17 protein-coding genes and 1 pseudogene are annotated in these 15,356 nt (G+C 61.9%); 15 read left to right on the forward strand and 3 right to left on the reverse strand.

Features of this window, described 5'->3' with window-relative positions:
* Nucleotides 1-359: 359 nt before the first annotated feature.
* From RT513_RS20805 to RT513_RS05945, 10 genes and pseudogenes are all read left to right on the forward strand, one after another.
* Nucleotides 360-536, forward strand: a pseudogene (locus RT513_RS20805) (helix-turn-helix domain-containing protein); the annotation flags it as partial.
* Nucleotides 537-539: 3 nt separating this feature from the next.
* Nucleotides 540-1,127, forward strand: coding sequence for an IclR family transcriptional regulator (locus tag RT513_RS05905; protein WP_290690551.1), 588 nt, complete (start codon nt 540-542; stop codon nt 1,125-1,127).
* Nucleotides 1,128-1,538: 411 nt separating this feature from the next.
* A complete protein-coding gene (dctP, locus tag RT513_RS05910) occupies nt 1,539-2,684 on the forward strand; it encodes a TRAP transporter substrate-binding protein DctP (protein WP_290690549.1) in 1,146 nt (381 codons plus the stop codon).
* Between the two features lie 91 nt (nt 2,685-2,775).
* Entirely contained in the window at nt 2,776-3,336 is a 561-nt protein-coding gene (locus tag RT513_RS05915) for a TRAP transporter small permease (RefSeq protein WP_290690548.1), read from the forward strand.
* Complete coding sequence (locus tag RT513_RS05920; protein WP_290690545.1) at nt 3,329-4,636, forward strand: TRAP transporter large permease; 1,308 nt, start codon at nt 3,329-3,331, stop codon at nt 4,634-4,636. Before RT513_RS05915 ends, RT513_RS05920 begins: the two co-directional genes overlap by 8 nt.
* A gap of 221 nt (nt 4,637-4,857) precedes the next feature.
* On the forward strand, nt 4,858-6,099 hold the full coding sequence (locus RT513_RS05925; RefSeq protein ID WP_290690542.1) for an LLM class flavin-dependent oxidoreductase: 1,242 nt from the start codon (nt 4,858-4,860) through the stop codon (nt 6,097-6,099).
* Nucleotides 6,099-6,872, forward strand: coding sequence for an alpha/beta fold hydrolase (locus tag RT513_RS05930; RefSeq protein ID WP_290690563.1), 774 nt, complete (start codon nt 6,099-6,101; stop codon nt 6,870-6,872). The genes RT513_RS05925 and RT513_RS05930 overlap by 1 nt, the downstream gene beginning before the upstream one ends.
* 10 nt (nt 6,873-6,882) lie before the next feature.
* Nucleotides 6,883-7,731, forward strand: coding sequence for an alpha/beta fold hydrolase (locus RT513_RS05935; RefSeq protein WP_290690540.1), 849 nt, complete (start codon nt 6,883-6,885; stop codon nt 7,729-7,731).
* 1 nt (nt 7,732) lies between these two features.
* On the forward strand, nt 7,733-8,491 hold the full coding sequence (locus RT513_RS05940) for an SDR family NAD(P)-dependent oxidoreductase (RefSeq protein WP_290690537.1): 759 nt from the start codon (nt 7,733-7,735) through the stop codon (nt 8,489-8,491).
* A complete protein-coding gene (locus RT513_RS05945) occupies nt 8,472-8,720 on the forward strand; it encodes a YciI family protein (protein WP_313533739.1) in 249 nt (82 codons plus the stop codon). Before RT513_RS05940 ends, RT513_RS05945 begins: the two co-directional genes overlap by 20 nt.
* Nucleotides 8,721-8,904: 184 nt before the next feature.
* Here RT513_RS05945 and tnpB read toward each other — a convergent pair whose 3' ends face one another.
* Nucleotides 8,905-9,117, reverse strand: a complete 213-nt coding sequence (gene tnpB, locus RT513_RS20810; RefSeq protein WP_409518400.1) for an IS66 family insertion sequence element accessory protein TnpB — start codon at nt 9,115-9,117, stop codon at nt 8,905-8,907.
* A 172-nt stretch (nt 9,118-9,289) separates the two neighbouring features.
* On the opposite strand from tnpB, the gene dctP (RT513_RS05950) reads away from it, so the two are divergent.
* The 3 genes from dctP (RT513_RS05950) to RT513_RS20815 all read left to right on the forward strand — a co-directional run bounded on the left by dctP (RT513_RS05950) (nt 9,290) and on the right by RT513_RS20815 (nt 10,573).
* Nucleotides 9,290-9,916 carry a TRAP transporter substrate-binding protein DctP gene (gene dctP, locus RT513_RS05950; RefSeq protein WP_290690533.1) on the forward strand — a complete coding sequence of 209 codons (627 nt, stop codon included), beginning with the start codon at nt 9,290-9,292 and terminating at the stop codon, nt 9,914-9,916.
* Nucleotides 9,877-10,263 (forward strand): hypothetical protein, encoded by a 387-nt coding sequence (locus tag RT513_RS05955; RefSeq protein ID WP_313533740.1) that lies wholly within the window; start codon nt 9,877-9,879, stop codon nt 10,261-10,263. Before dctP (RT513_RS05950) ends, RT513_RS05955 begins: the two co-directional genes overlap by 40 nt.
* A 163-nt stretch (nt 10,264-10,426) precedes the next feature.
* Nucleotides 10,427-10,573, forward strand: a complete 147-nt coding sequence (locus RT513_RS20815; protein ID WP_409518401.1) for an integrase core domain-containing protein — start codon at nt 10,427-10,429, stop codon at nt 10,571-10,573.
* A gap of 566 nt (nt 10,574-11,139) precedes the next feature.
* Here the strand turns inward: RT513_RS20815 and RT513_RS05960 are convergent.
* A complete protein-coding gene (locus tag RT513_RS05960) occupies nt 11,140-11,931 on the reverse strand; it encodes an FCD domain-containing protein (RefSeq protein ID WP_290690529.1) in 792 nt (263 codons plus the stop codon).
* A 235-nt stretch (nt 11,932-12,166) separates the two neighbouring features.
* Between RT513_RS05960 and RT513_RS05965 the strand changes: the two genes are divergently transcribed.
* Both RT513_RS05965 and RT513_RS05970 read left to right on the forward strand, forming a co-directional pair.
* Entirely contained in the window at nt 12,167-13,861 is a 1,695-nt protein-coding gene (locus RT513_RS05965; protein WP_088215397.1) for an L-lactate permease, read from the forward strand.
* A gap of 212 nt (nt 13,862-14,073) precedes the next feature.
* Nucleotides 14,074-14,499, forward strand: coding sequence for a GlcG/HbpS family heme-binding protein (locus tag RT513_RS05970; protein WP_290690524.1), 426 nt, complete (start codon nt 14,074-14,076; stop codon nt 14,497-14,499).
* Between the two features lie 364 nt (nt 14,500-14,863).
* On the opposite strand, the gene RT513_RS05975 is transcribed toward RT513_RS05970, so the two are convergent.
* A complete protein-coding gene (locus RT513_RS05975) occupies nt 14,864-15,346 on the reverse strand; it encodes a RidA family protein (protein WP_290690522.1) in 483 nt (160 codons plus the stop codon).
* Between the last annotated feature and the right edge of the window lie 10 nt (nt 15,347-15,356).

Consider the following 15,356-nt stretch of genomic DNA (forward strand, 5'->3'; position numbering starts at 1 on the left):
CTGATCATGACCTCAGGCCATCCGGGAAATTACACCACCTTGACGGACGTGACCGGGGCGAGAAGGTATCGTGCCCCATTTGCTTGATCTGAATACCGTTCGAAAATGGGAGCAGCGCGATGTTCAGCCACATTCTGCCCCGGCACTGAGAATTTTCTTCGGAGGAGAAGCCGGTAAGGCTGCGCCATCGTAGATCCGCCGGGTATTTGAGGGGCTCCCCGGTGCGCGTCGCTCCCCCTTCAATGCATCGCATCGGTCTTTGACACCGCCTATGCTGGCTTGATGCCTCTGGTCGTATATGCGCAGACGCAATAGGACTTATGACGGTGTTCTTTCCACGATGTAGAGGGTGATCGACGATGAGACATCTTGAGGCGCCGCAGGGGGCGCAACTCATCGCGCGCGCAGCTGATGTCCTGCGTGCCATCCCTCGCGGGACGCCGGGCGGGCGGCGGCTGAGAGATCTGGCAGTTTCAACGGGACTGACGGAACCAACCGTGCGCCGGATCCTCGTGGCCCTGATGCATGAACGCTTTGTCGTGCAGGATGCCGAGGCCAAACTTTATCGGCTGGGACCGCTGGCCTTCGAACTGGGGCTGGCGTCAAGGTTTCATGCGGATGTGGTCGAGCTGTGCCGCCCTCATATCAGGGCCCTGTCGGCAGATACCGGCTTCACCATCATGGTGTCCATGCGGGCGGGGATGGAGACAGTCTGTCTGGATCGCGCCGACGGCGCAGATCCGCTGGAGGCTAAGGTCGCTCAGGTCGGGGAGAGATTGCTGCTGGGTGTGGGGACGGGCGGTGTCTTGCTGCTTGCCGCCATGAGCGATGCGGAAATCGAGGAAATCCTCACGGCGCCCGGCTATGTGCACTCCCCTGTGACGCGCGACGAAATCCGCACCCGCGTGGCGCGGGCGCGTGAACAAGGCTTCGCGGACATTTCCGACAAGCCGATCCCCGGAGTTCGCGGGATCGGCGTGGTGGTCAGGAGCGATCAGGTTCTTCCGTCGCTATCACTCTCCATAGTCGGCACCCACGCGCGGTTGAACGATGCAAACCTGGCGCCGTCGCTGCGGATCCTGCGGATGACGGCGGAACGTATCGGAGCGGCGTTCGATCTTCGCTGACGATCACTTGAAGCTCCACGATACGGCTGTTCCGTGATGCCGTTTGCGACAATCGCCGTTGCGAGACCTTTCCGGTAACGGGTCGCCCGCTGGCGCAGACTGATTCGACCCGATGCCGAAAGACGATGCGTTTCCCGACGGTAAGCGGCCAATCTGGCCGTCTTATGCGCTAACTTGGCGCGATTATCCTGCCTTGTCCAATGACGCTCACGCCGAGTCTTGACAGAGCCTCACGAAGAAGGATTCAAATGGATATATCCACTATGTGGAAATATTCTGCATTGCGGGATGCATCGGGTCGAGGGATTTCACGGGAGGAGGAGCCCGTGAATACCATTCGGAGAGGCCGTTCAGCCAGTGATGGTGACGGGACTCCGTCATCGACAAACAGGGGCAGCAGGGGAGGAAGATGTGATCCACCGGTTCACGAAACATATCGGATTGGCACTCGCCATTGTCGGACTGACGACAGGCTCCATGGCGGGCGCGGAGACGCTCAAATATGCCTTCGGCTATCCAGCGGCATCTACGGTTGGGCTAGCGGCGGAAGAATACGCGGCCAGCGTGAAGGAGCGCTCGGGCGGGACCGTTTCGGTCCGCAACTTCCCGTTGTCGCTCCTCAGTCTTGCGGAAGCGGGGCCGGGTCTGCGCGACGGCCTAGCGGACATCGCCTATGTGGTGACCGCGCTGTCGCCCGGCGACTATCCGCGTTACATGCTGATGCAGGATGTGCAGCTTGTGGTGAACCTTCGGAAGCCGACGGGCAAGGAAAGCCTCGCCTATGCCGGGGCGGTGATCGAATACACCATGAAGTGCCCCGAATGCCTGGCCGATTTCGCCAGGCAGGGGCAGGTCTACATGGGCGGGGCCACGAGCTCGATCAACATGGCGCTCTGCACCAAGCCGATCCAAAAGCTGGAGGATCTGCGCGGCATGAAGATCCGCGTGAGCCACGCGGTGGTCAGCCGGATGTTTGCCGATCTCGGCGCGACGCCCGTATCCTTCCCGGCCAATGAATCCTATGAGGCGCTCAGCCAGGGCGTAGTGGATTGCAGCCAGTTGTCGCTTCCGGAACTCACGAACATGAGTCTGGCCGACGTTGTAAAGAGTGTGACCATCGACCTGCCGGGCGGGCTTTCATCCAACGTTGCGGTAGGGAACATCAACCGGGACAGCTGGCAGGCGCTCGACAAAGATCAGCGTGCGGCGCTGGTCTGGGGGGCGAGCCAGCTTTCGTCCGACATCACCTGGGGCTACTATGCCGACGCGCTAAACAACCAGAAGGTGGCGGACGACCACAAGATCGGGCTGATCAACGTCGATGCCGCCGTGCTCGACAAGATGCGCGCCTTTGCGGAGGCCGACCTGCCTTCAACCATCGCATCCTATCGGATCCACTACGGCGTGCAGGAAGCGGACGAGATCGCAGAGGGATTTCTTGCCGCTTATGAGGAGTGGCTCAAACTGGTGGAACCCATCGAGTCACGCGATGCGCTGCGTGACCTCTTCTGGACACGCATCTTCAAGGACATCGATCCAGCGGCCTACAGCCTCTGACAGCCTCCTGCTCCCGGCGTGCGGGGGCAGGATCGTGCCTGGCACCTTGCGGCTTGGTGCCGGTCGACAGTCTCTGGAGTGAGGAAATAAAATGCGACGTCTGACACGGGTCGTGCGCGGCCTGACGGAGGCGCTCGGCTATGTGGCCTCGGCGCTGGTATTGTTGCTTGTCGTGCATGTCACGGCGGATGCAACGCTTCGTACGGTGTTCAATGCGCCGATCGCCGGCACAACCGAGATCATCTCGCTTTTCTACATGATCGGCATCGCCTTCCTCCCGCTCGGTCTGGTGGAGCGAAAGGATGCGCATATTTCCGTCGAGGTGCTGACGGAGATGATGCCTGCGCGCATCGTCCATGTGCTGCTGATCCTCGCCACGATCCTTGGCGTGGTGGTGATGGCGATGCTGTGCTGGCGGACCTGGCTTGAGGCCTTATCGCAGATGCGGCGCAATTCCGTGGTGGTCATTGCGGGTCGGGACCCCGTCATCACGTGGCCCAGCTATTTCGTGTTGCCTTTCGGCTTCGGCGTCGCGGCGCTGGTCGCGTTCTACAAGCTGATCTGTCTGCTAACTGGCCGACCCTTCTTCGACGTGGATGAGCCTCCGCCCGCCGGGCTTGAAAACATGACAAAGGACGAGCCGAATGTCTGAGGTCGAAATCGGCATCTACTTCGTCGCCGCGCTGCTGACGCTGATCCTGGTGCGCGTGCCCATCGGCATAGCCCTCATCGCGGTTTCCTTCTGCGGCATTTGGGCACTGATGGGCTGGCGGGTGGCATGGGGCGCGGTGGGCATCATTCCGTTTCACTTCGCGTCGAACTGGGTGCTCAGCTCCGTTCCCGCGTTTCTTTTCATGGGGTTCATCTGTTATCACGCGCGGCTGACGGAGGGCTTGTTTACCGCGGCACGGGTCTGGCTTTCTGCGCTTCCCGGTGGGCTGGCGGTGGCCTCTGTCTTCGGCTGCGGCGGCTTTGCGGCGGTCACGGGGTCGTCCGTCGCCTGTTCCGCCGCGATGGGCAAAATCGCCGTACCGGAGATGACGCGTTACAATTATCATCCCTCCCTTGCCACTGGGGCAGTGGCCGCTGGGGGAACGATCGGCGCGCTGATCCCGCCATCGCTTATCATGATCCTCTATTCGGTGATCGCTCAGGCCCCCGTCGGTAAGCTGTTTATGGGCGGGCTGGCGGTCGGCGTGTTGACGCTGTTCGCCTATTCCACGCTCATCATTGCCCGCGTTATGATCAATCCGAACCTCGCCCCAGCAGTGGAGGAGCGCTATTCCTTTTCGGAAAAGCTGGCGGCTCTGGCTCAGACAGCACCGGTCCTGATCATCATTCTGGGGGTGTTCGGGGGGTTGTTCAGCGGTTTGTTCACCCCGACCGAAGCGGGCGCGGTAGGCGCGTTCCTGTCCTGCGTCGTGGCGCTGGTTTTCGGCCGGCTGAGCTTCGACGCTCTCCGCAAGGCTGCGATGGAAACCATCGTCACCACATCCGCGCTGATGATCATCGCCATCGGAGCAAGCCTGCTCACCCGGTTTCTTGCGCTTTCCGGGTCAGGGGAAGCATTGACCGAGGCAATTCTCGGCTTCGGTGCCGAGCCGCTTGTGATCATCTTCGGGATCACGCTGATCTACCTTATCCTCGGGATGTTCCTGGAGCCCATCGGCTGCATGATGCTGACCCTGCCGATTGTGCTGCCGATCATCGCCGAGACGGGATACGAGGCGATCTGGTTCGGGGTTTTTCTGACCAAGATCCTGGAGATAGGGATGCTGACGCCGCCCATCGGGATGAACGTCTTCGTCATCAAAAGCGTGGTGGACCGCAATATCTCCCTGGGCACGGTGTTCCGCGGGGTGATGTGGTTCATCGCGGTCGACCTGTTGATCCTCGCTTTCGTCGTGGCGTTCCCGCTCGTCATCCTCTTTCTGCCGAACCTGCTCGGATGAAAGTAGTGGCGGCACAAATTTCCACATTGTGGAGTTTGTGCCGCAAGATCTTTAAATAACGCAAAAGCATGCGTTCTACATCCACATAGTGGTGGTTAAGCGTTGACATGATCATGCTATGAAGGAAAAATAAATATACTGTATCCACAATGTGGAAATGTCGGGTGGATCGGCGCAGAGGAGGCGCCGCCCACTCACCAGAAATCGAGGGAGGACATGCCGTGAATCTTCATTGGTTTGCCGAAGCCAGCTATCCGCACCTGCCGGCAGATTTCCGGGCCAGTGGCGAGTCGAGTTGGGTTACGACGCCTATCCGCCACTGCGCGCCCGAGGAAGTGGGCGAGATGACGCGGATGTTCATCCGCCTGATGCAGCAGGCGGATCGGGAAGGGTTCGACGGTCTGGCCGTCAATGAACACCATCAGACGCCCTTTGCGCTTACACCCTCGCCAAACCTTCTTGCCGCCACGCTGGCGAACACGACCGAACGTGCGGCCATCCTGATCATCGGGGACTCGCTCGCGCTCTATAATCCGCCGGTGCGCGTGGCGGAGGAGGTGGCGTGGATCGACTGTCTGTCGAACGGGCGGGTGATCTCCGGCTTTGTCTTCGGCACGCCGATGGATACGATCTACTGCTATGGCATTCCGCCCACCGAGCTGCGCGAGCGGTTCCACGAGGCCCGCGAACTGATTGAGCGGGCATGGCGCGAACCCGAACCCTTCGTCTTCAACGGCAAGTATACGAAACTCCGCTACGTCAACCTCTGGCCCCGCCCGGTTCAGGATCGGCCCGCCATCTGGGTGCCCGGATCCGGCAGCGTGGAGACTTGGGACCTCGCGCTCCAGAACGACTATTGCTATGGGCAGCTGTCGTTCTCGGGTCTGCATTCCGCGAAGCCGCTGGTGGATGCGTGGTGGGAGCATGCGGCGAAGAACGGCTACGACACAAATCCGTTCCAGTTGGCCTTCACCCAGCTCATCTGCTGCGCCGAAACCGATGCCGAGGCGGAGGCGAAATATTCGGAGGCGGTGAAATACTTCTACCGCAACCGCAGTGTCCATCCGGGGTTCGAGACCGGGCCGGGCTACCGCACGCAGAAATCGGTGCAAGCCATGGCTAAATACACGGCCCAGAGCAACCAGAAGCTTCCGGCCGAGGAGAAAGCCCGTGCCGCCCGCGGAGAGATGGATTTCTGGGATTACGACAGGCACGGCTTCATCATCGCCGGATCGCCGGAGCGCGTGCGTCAGCGGGTGGAAGAGATGGTGAAGGAACTGCGCGTCGGTCAACTGATCGGCTGCCTGCACATGGGCAACCTTTCGGAGGAAACCGCGGCGATGAACACTTCGCTTGTTGCCAGCCGCGTGCTGCCGCAACTGCGCGGTCTGTGGTCCGAGTATGACGACCGGTGGACCCCGATGGGGTTGGCCAAGGTCAAACGCATGGCGGAGGTGGCGTGATGGAGGCCGTCATGCAGACTGCGGGCGCGACGCCCGTGCGCGCCTGGATCGGGGGGGAGGGCGCGCCGCTCGTCTACCTCCACGGGTTCGAGCAGCACCCCGGATCGGCCCGCTTCCTGGCACGGCTGGCCGAAGACCGGCAGGTCTTTGCGCCAGAGCATCCCGGCTTCGGCCAGTCGGGCGGCGGTGCGGAGCTGGTCGACATCCTCGACCTGGTATTGCATTACCGCAGCTGGCTCACGCCGCTGGTGGCCGAACGCGGGCCGGTCGACCTGATCGGCCATTCGCTGGGCGGCATGTTCGCGGCCGAGATCGCGGCGATCTGTCCCGATCTCGTGCGGCGGCTTGTGCTGGTGAATGCCTACGGGCTCTGGCTTGACGATCATCCGCAGCCCGATCCGTTCGCGATCCCGCCTGCCGAATTTCGTGCCGCCAAATGGGCGAACGCGGACAGGTGGGAAGGCACTGAGACCAACAGCTACGACGGCCCGGGTGCCGACTATGTCTACTATCGCAGCCAGAACCTCGGGTCTGCCTCACGGTTCATGTGGCCCATACCGGACAGGGGGCTGGCGCGGCGCCTCCGGCATGTCCGGGCAAAGGCGCTGATTTTGCACGGGGCGAAGGACGGTTTCGTGCCGGTGGCCTATGCCGACGCCTTCGCCCGCGCCCTGCCGGGCGCGCAGGTCCGGGTCATTCCCAATGCCGGTCACCTGCCGATGATCGAGGCGGAGGACGCCTTCGTCTCCGCCGTTACAGACTTCCTGCGCTGAGGGCGGCACCATGGCACAGACGACAGAGGGCCGCGCTCGCGTGAACGGGGTGGACCTGCACTACGAGATCGGCGGCGAAGGGCCGCCCCTTCTGCTGATCTCGGGGCTTGGGCAGAATGCGTTGGTCTGGTCGGGTGTCATCGCGCGCTTTCGCGAACGCTTCCGGACCATCGTGTTCGACAATCGCGGCACGGGGCGGAGCGACGTGCCCCCCGGCCCCTATACGATCGACGCGATGGCCGATGATGCGGCGGGGCTGATCCGCCATCTGGGTCTTGGTCCCACAGCCGTCGTGGGCTGGTCCCTCGGCGGCTCGGTGGCGCAGTCCCTGCTTATCAGGCACGGGGAGCTTTTGCATTGCTGCGTCCTGCTCAATGCCTTCCCGAACTATACGCCCGTGCAGCACTATTGGCTCGATGCGCTGATCGCGCTGCGCCGAAGCGCGGCGCCGCCGGAGGCCAAGGTGGCGCTGTCGCTGCCTTGGGCGCTGTCCCCGCTGATCCTGTCCGATCACGCACGCACCGCGGCCTATGTGCAGCATGTGCTGTCCAATCCATGGCCCACCGGCCACGAGGGGTATGAGGCGCAGGCGGCGGGACTTCGTGTCTATGACTCCACCTCCGGTCTTGGCTCCGTCAACACGCCCACGATGGTCTTGTGCGGGGCGGAAGACATCCTGACCCCGATCGCGCAATCGGATCAGATCGCGCGGCTCATTCCCGGCGCGGACCTGCGCGTGATGGGCAAGGGGGGGCACAGCATGGTCGTCGACTATCCGGAGGAAGTGCTGCGACTGGTACTGCCGTGGCTCACCGCGCGGACGGTGGCCGGGGTGCCGGAGATGGCGGGGGGAAAGTGACATGATGCTGAACGACAGGCTGGCCGTCATCACGGGGGGCGCCAGCGGGCAGGGACTTGCCACGGCGCGGCTTTATCTGGAGCACGGCGCACGGGTGGTGATCCTCGATTGGAATGCAGACAAGGGCGCGCAGGCGGTGGAAGAACTGGGCGATGCCGCGGCCTTCGTCGCCTGCGACCTGGGAGTGGAGGCGGAGGTTCGCGCCGCCTGCGACCGGATCCTTGCAGACCACGGCACGCCCGATATCCTCTTCAACAATGCCGGCATCGGCTATTCAGAGAATGCGCGCTTCCGCATGGCGTCGATCTTCGACACGCCGCTTGAGGACTGGAACAGCATCCTGCGGATCAATCTGACCGGCGCCTTCCTGATGACCAAGTACCTCGGCGCGGCGATGGTGGAGGCGAAGCGGGGCGTCGTGATCTTCAACACCTCCATCGCGGGGATCGTCGGGCAGCGGAACATCGACGCCTATACCGCCAGCAAGGGTGCGCTCGTTGCGCTGACCCGGGCGCTGGCGGCATCGCTTGGGGAAAGCGGCATCCGGGTGAACGCCATCGCGCCCGGCGCGATCGACACGCCCATGCTCGCCCCGGCACTGGTCAACAGCGGGCTTGTCGCCCGGCTGGAACAGACGCCGCTCGGCCGGATCGGCACACCCGAGGATATCGCGGCCCTCGCCCTGTTCTTGGCGAGTGACCATTCGGCCTTCATCACTGGCCAGATCATCGCCTGCGACGGTGGTCGGACCGCAATCTGAAGCAACCGGACGCCTGCCCGAGCACATACCAGAAGACATCTCTCCCGAAGCTCTAGACGCTCATAGCGTCTCGCTGAAACAGGCGGCGATCGATGGCATCATCGTCTCCGCCGGTCGGCGCGATCCCGCAGCGGGCGGGCTGATCCCATTGCGCGCCGAAACCCTCAATGAAGCACAGCCGATCCTGAACGGCGATCCCTTCGTGAAGGAGGGCATCGCTGTCCAATGATCCCATAGCAGGCTGCTGAAAAAATTCTGAAGTGTCATGCCTAGGTGCCGGAAATCGGAAAATCGGTCCGGAAACGCCCGGAAGTATGTAGATTTCCGGTTGGATTTCTCGGATGGCGAACGACTTCCGCTCCACACAGGCCAAAAGGCCTTTTTCAGCAGCCGATAAGCTATGGGGCTGCGCTTCACGCAGCAATAGCATGCTGCCGTCCCGGGATTTTTCTCCGGTCCAACCCCTCGAATTGTGAACGGTTGACCGAGATGATCCCATCGGAAGCCCGCGGCCATACGAAGCCAGCGCCCTTGATCCGCTTGTGAATCAGGACGAGGCCGGTTCCATCCCACACAAGGATCGTCAGCCGTTTGGCCCGGAAGATGAAGACGAACTCCGATTGCACGATGACGCCAGCCCGTCCCTCCCCTTGCGCAAATCGACCGGCTGCGTGGCGAGGTAGATCGCGGAGCTGCCAGCGGGCGCGATCATGGGGGACAACTCGCCTGGAGGAGCAGGGCAGGAATGCCGGCGCGGTCTCGCTCGCGCTGCCTGCTGGTTTTGCGCGCGCAGCCGCGGTGGAGTTGCGCTACGGCAACGCCGGGACCGAGACGAGCCTGTCCAACATCTTCAACAAGAAGCTCTCGCAGGCGATGGCCGCCAAGACGAACGGCGAATTGTCGATGGAGATCTTCGCAGGCTCCCTCGGCGGCGAGCAGAAGCTGCTCGACTCAATCTCGCTCGGCTCGCTCGATGTCTACAACGGCGCCTATACCGGCACGCGCGAATTCAACATTTTCTATGCCCCCGGCTTCTTTCGGGACGGCGTGCAGGCCAAGGCAGTGATCGAATCCGAGATCGGCCAGAAGGCCTCCGCCATGCTGGGCGAACGTTACGGCGCGCGGCTGCTGGGCGTCGGGCGTCTTGGTGGCTACAATCTGATGCTGCGCAAGCCGATCACCTCGCTCAGCGAACTGAAGGGGCTGGAGATCCGCTCCGCCAACATCGAGGGCTGCATCGAGGGACTGAGGCATTTCGGCGCCATCCCGACACCGATCCCGTTCAACGAAATCTATCTCGCTCTCCAACAGGGATCGTGGACGGCGTTCTCACCGCTCTCAGCCCCGGCGTCGCGGGCAAGTTCTATGAAGTCGCCACCTATGTGGTGGAACCGGACTTCGGCCTCGCCCTCGACAAGCAGGTGATCTCCGAAGCCTCGTGGGGCCGGCTGCCCGAAGACAAACAACAGATCATGCAATCGCTTTTCGCCGAGATGGAGGAGGTCGACTACTACGGCGCCTCGATCAGCGGAAAGGAAAAGGACCTTGCGACCTGGGAGGGTGCGAATGGGCCCGACAGCGTGCTGAAGTTTGACGGAGCCAGCCTTGCCGCTGATCTCGAGCCCCTGAATCAGCGTCTCGCCGATGAAGTCTACGGCGCGGGCACCGGGCCGAGAATTTGGTCGAAACCCTCGAAGAGGCCTGTGCCCAGTTTGGCTACCCGAAGACGATCCGCGCCGATCGGAACTCCGAGTTCGTCTTCCGCGACCTAAAACCTTTTGAGCCTGTAGCAACAACGTTACGCTGGATTGCTCCCGTCCGGGCAAACCCGCCGACACTGCGTTCGTCTTGCGTCGGGGAAAACGGTTCAACGGGACTGTTTTCTGACCCCTCCATACTTTCTAACGGATCGTTCGGGGGGATGCCTGAACCCCGATTTGGTCCCTAACGCCTGCGGATGCCGGCGGAAAAATGGAGGCTTGGCTCACATACTACAACGAGGAACGACCTCACGGCGCGATCGGCTACAAAGTCCCGATCGAGATGGCAAATCCCGGCAGCCGAACCAGCCATCATCTCTGATGAAGCCGGAAGTTCCAGTTCCGGGTTATCCAACAACGGCCCTCGCTTCCGTGGAATGCGAGCATTTGCGGGCGTGAGTGGAACATCGATTTACGCGCGTTCGCGTGCCCCGCGGTCTGCGGCACCAGCGCACCCCAAGAAGCTGAGCGGCGACGCCTGTTTCAAGCAATCCGACCTTCCAAACGCGGAGCGCCGCAACATTAGTCTTCATCGTAATTCGAATGGTGGGGAGGGGAGCGGCGACCCCAGGGAGGAGGAGGGGGTCGCCGCCATTTTCCGAGGCTCGGGGAGGAGGAGTGAGCCTTGGGAAACCCGTGGGCGCATCGTGGCGCCTGTGAGATTTATATTGCACTGCAGCATGCATTTTGCAAGTCGATTCGTCATGTCGGAGCGGCCAATGCTGCATTGCAAAAATTGCATAGCTACAAAACACTGCATTATATGCCTCGTTCATAGTCTTCCCCTCAACTCAATTTACAAGGGGCCGCTTATCCGGCGACGCTGCGGAATTATCGCTGCCAGCTTGGGCATCCTTCTGGACGCCGTTCCTATCATCCCTGCGAGCTTCAAGTGCGCACCTTGCCCTTGAGCGCGCTCAGCCCCCCGCTGTCGCGGCGCCGCAGGGAGAGTTCGAACTTGACCTGTGCCTCATGGACTTCCCGGATCGTGCGGCGAAGATAGCTCAGATGCTCATGTGCTGCAGATCGCGCCGCGTCCGGCTGTCGTTCGATAATGGCGCGGGCGATCGCAAGGTGCTGATCGCGCAGCACGTCGCGGACATCGGGAACGGTGAACAAGCGCTGCCGATTGTTGAGGATGTCCGTTCTCAGGTTTTGCGCGAGAGCACGCATGACCTGGAGCAATACCAGATTATGGCTCGCCTCGTAGATCGCGATATGAAGCTCCGCGTCGGCATCGACTTCGTCCGCCGGGCTTCCGGTATCATGCTCGGCCTCGATACGCGCCGCGCAATCCTTGATGCGCTTGATCTCGGGTGCGTTGGCGCGCTCTGCCGCCATTGCCGCTGCAGAACTTTCCACGACATCGCGGAACTCCAGATAGTCGTCGGCCACCTCGCCGTGATCGGACAGCATCTTGAGCAGGGGATCGGTGATGCTTTTCGTGCCGAGCTGAGCGACCTTGACCGTTCGCCCCTCCTTGATGAGCAGACCACCCGCCTCAAGCGCCTTGAGGGCATCCCGAAGTGTGGGTCGGGATGTGTGAAGCCTGGCGGCCATCTCCCGCTCGGGCAGCAGCGGCTCGCCCGGCCTCAGCGAGCCTTCCAGGATCAGGTTTTCAATGTGTTTGCGTATGCAGTCGGATGCCCGATCCGGTCCGATAGACTTGGTCTCGCTCATCAACGCGACCTCCGCTGATAATCATGCACACCAATATCTTGACGCCTGTGGGGCAGGCAATCGGTTTCCGAGAGGGGAGAAACCGGCATACCGTTTGACTCGCTGGGTAAAAATATTTTACCAAAAATTATCATCGGTCTGGGAGGGGCGATGGGACACAACGATAAATTTGCCGCAGCCCGCACGCCAAGCGCGCGGTGCCGGTCTATGCGGTATTCAGGGGGGAAGTTGCGGGATGAGTTCTGGTTTCTTGGCGCTATTGGCGTTTTTGCCAATTCTTACGGCAGGCGTCCTGCTGGTGGGCTTTCGGGCGCCCGCGAAATACGTCATGCCACTGACCTATGTCATCGCGGTCGTGGTCGCTCTCACCGCATGGGGGGTCAGCCCAAGCCGCGTGATCGCCTCCACGATTCAGGGTCTTTTACAGAGCGTCGGCCTGCTGTGGATCATCTTCGGTGCCCTGCTGCTGCTCAACACGCTTAAACATTCGGGCGCGGTTTCGACAATACGGTCGGGCTTCACGTCCATCAGTCCCGACCGGAGAATTCAGGTCATCCTCATCGCGTGGCTCTTCGGGTCTTTCATTGAGGGTGCATCCGGGTTCGGAACGCCGGCTGCCGTGGCGGCGCCGCTCATGGTGGCTGTCGGATTTCCGGCGATGGCGGCGGTCGTCTTCGGTCTGATCATCCAGTCCACGCCCGTTTCCTTCGGGGCGGTGGGGACACCGCTCATCGTCGGTGTGCAGAGCGGGCTGGACCAGACCGCCATCACCGGCGAACTCGTTGCGACCGGATCGACCTGGCAGCACTTCTTCCACCTCATCACCTCTGAAGTGGCGATCCTCCATGCCATTTGCGGCACGTTCATGCCGCTGTTTCTCGTCGTCATCATGACGCGGTTCTTCGGCAAGAACAAATCCTGGACGGAGGGGCTCTCCATCGCGCCGTTCGCCATCATGGCAGCGTTCGCGATGACGGTTCCCTATGTGCTGGCAGCCGTGTTCCTCGGGGCAGAGTTCCCTTCGATCATCGGTGGCCTCGTGGGGCTTGCGCTCATGACGCTGGCGGCAAAGCGGCGCATCCTCGTGCCGCGCGACACCTGGGATTTCCCGGAGACGTCGGCCTGGGCAAAGGAATGGTTCGGCAAGGTGGACATCAAGCTCGACAATCTTTCCCGGCAAAAGATTTCTCTGGCGCTGGCCTGGGCCCCCTATGTGATCCTCGCGCTGGTGCTTGTCCTGAGCCGGACATTCGCCCCGTTCGGCGACCTGCTGAAATCCGCCAATGTCATGTTCAACGGCATCATGGGGGAACAGGGGATCAACGGGGATTTCTCGCTGCTTTTCTCGCCCGGCGGCATTCTCGTCATGATCTGCGTGATTACTTTCTTCCTGCACCGCATGTCCTTTTCGGGCTTCGCCGCGGCAATGCGGGAGAGTACCACCACGATCGCCGGCGCAGGCTTCGTGCTCATCTTCACCGTTCCGATGGTGCGGGTCATGATCAACTCGGGCGTCAATGCCAACGATCTGCAGAGCATGCCGATCCTTGTCGCCGATTGGGTTTCGATGCAGGTGGGCTCCGTCTATCCGTTCTTTGCCCCCGCAGTCGGTGCGCTCGGGGCCTTCCTTGCGGGATCGAACACCGTCAGCAACCTGATGCTGAGCCAGTTCCAGTTCTCGGTCGCCGAAGGGCTCGGGCTTTCATCGGCCCTGATGGTGGCGGGCCAATCCGTGGGCGCGGCTGCGGGCAATATGATCGCGATCCACAATGTGGTGGCGGCCTCGGCGACGGTGGGCCTGCTCGGGCGGGAAGGCGCAACGCTCAGGATCACCATTCTGCCGACGATCTATTACCTGTGCTTTGCCGGGATCCTGCTCTGCATCGGGTTCTACGTTCTGGGGATCAACGATCCCTTGCTCGTGAACTGAGGTATGGGACGGCGCGTGGCGATCAGCGGCCTGCGGATCGTCCCGCGATGCTGATGGAGCAACTGATTGCTCCGCCGGGGATGAGATGGCTTGCCGCACCTGTCAGGGATGCGGCGAGCAAAAAGAAAGCCGGCCACGACTGTGGCAGTCATAGGCCCTTCATGGCAAAGCCCTATGCGCGATTATCGCCCAAGGAAGACTGAGGAAGATTAATGAAGACACTCACGAGACTGGACATCGAAGACGCGCGAAAGCTGATCGCGGGTGCCGCCGCACATGCAGGGGAAATCGGCGTACCGATGTGCATCGCCGTGACGGATGAAAGCGGACAGCTCATCGCTTTCGAGCGCATGGAAGGCGGGAAGGTGACCTCGACAACCATTGCGATCGACAAGGCATTCACGGCTTCCGCGGCAAAGAAAGCGACCCATGACTATGGGAGCGCGAGCCAGCCCGGATCACCCGCCTATGGTATCAACTCCGCCATCGGGGGCCGGCTGATGGTCGTCGGGGGTGGTTTGCCTGTGGTGTGGAACGGGGAGGTTGTCGGCGGGATCGGCATATCTTCCGGCTCGCCCGCGCAGGATCAGGCCGTAGCGCAGGCCGGTATCGACGCCTGGCTTGCAGCGCAAGGCTGACCGGCAGTCAGACCACCCGCATCGGATGTGGACTGGTTTGACCTGGCTAGCGGGCGCTCCAACCTGCCCGGGGGGATGAATGGGCTGGCGATGCGTCCATCGGATGGGTCGCCACCCGCGCATCGAAAGGTCGCTCTGCAGTGGGCGGGAGAACGCCGTTCCCGGCGCCCTCCTTTGCAGGCTGCTGAAAGCAGTATCTGGGTTGCCCTGAGGCGGCTTTCTTCCCCACATTGCGAGCGCTCCGAGAACCCGCAATCTTGGCTCGTGACCGGACCGATTTTCCGGCTTTCAATGCAAGCCCGGGTAGATGCCGGTTTTTCAGCAACCTGTTAGTTTGCACCGTGAGGCGCGGCACATCACGTCCTCAGGGGCGGACGGCGGTGACTTCGATCTCGACGAGCCATGCAGGGTTGACCAGCGCATCGACGATCATCGCGGAACGGGCGGGCAGCCTCGGTTGCGCTTCGGTGCCGAAGAACTGCGTATAGCCTTCCATGAAGCCCTTGAAGTCGGCCGCGCCGCCCTCGGGTGCCACAAGATAGACCTGCATCTTCACCACATCGCCCATTGTCAGGTCGATATCCTTCAGTGTCGCCTCGATCGATTCCAGCACGCTGACGGTCTGGGTCTTCATGTCGCCATAGGACTCGACCGAACCCTTCGGCGCGGCTTCATTGGTGACCTTCGGCACCATCCCGGACACATAGACCGTGGTCTTGCCAGCCGGCACTTCGACCGCGCGGGCGATCGGGAAAGTGGAGCCGGGCGTGAGGTGGCGCACCACGTCTTCGGCCTGAGCGGCAACCGGGAGCGCGAGGAGCGCGGCGGCAAGGGCGAGTTTCTTCATCTGTTCACTT

The organism is Haematobacter sp. (assembly GCF_032102465.1).
GTDB lineage: Bacteria > Pseudomonadota > Alphaproteobacteria > Rhodobacterales > Rhodobacteraceae > Haematobacter.

Bases quoted from the DNA above. Each gene is read 5' to 3' on its own strand.
- RT513_RS05915 (WP_290690548.1), top strand. From the start codon at position 2,776: ATGCGACGTCTGACACGGGTCGTGCGCGGCCTGACGGAGGCGCTCGGC.
- RT513_RS05920 (WP_290690545.1), top strand. From the start codon at position 3,329: ATGTCTGAGGTCGAAATCGGCATCTACTTCGTCGCCGCGCTGCTGACG.
- RT513_RS05930 (WP_290690563.1), top strand. From the start codon at position 6,099: ATGGAGGCCGTCATGCAGACTGCGGGCGCGACGCCCGTGCGCGCCTGG.
- RT513_RS05935 (WP_290690540.1), top strand. From the start codon at position 6,883: ATGGCACAGACGACAGAGGGCCGCGCTCGCGTGAACGGGGTGGACCTG.
- RT513_RS05940 (WP_290690537.1), top strand. From the start codon at position 7,733: ATGATGCTGAACGACAGGCTGGCCGTCATCACGGGGGGCGCCAGCGGG.
- RT513_RS05960 (WP_290690529.1), bottom strand. From the start codon at position 11,931: ATGAGCGAGACCAAGTCTATCGGACCGGATCGGGCATCCGACTGCATA.
- RT513_RS05965 (WP_088215397.1), top strand. From the start codon at position 12,167: ATGAGTTCTGGTTTCTTGGCGCTATTGGCGTTTTTGCCAATTCTTACG.
- RT513_RS05970 (WP_290690524.1), top strand. From the start codon at position 14,074: ATGAAGACACTCACGAGACTGGACATCGAAGACGCGCGAAAGCTGATC.
- RT513_RS05975 (WP_290690522.1), bottom strand. From the start codon at position 15,346: ATGAAGAAACTCGCCCTTGCCGCCGCGCTCCTCGCGCTCCCGGTTGCC.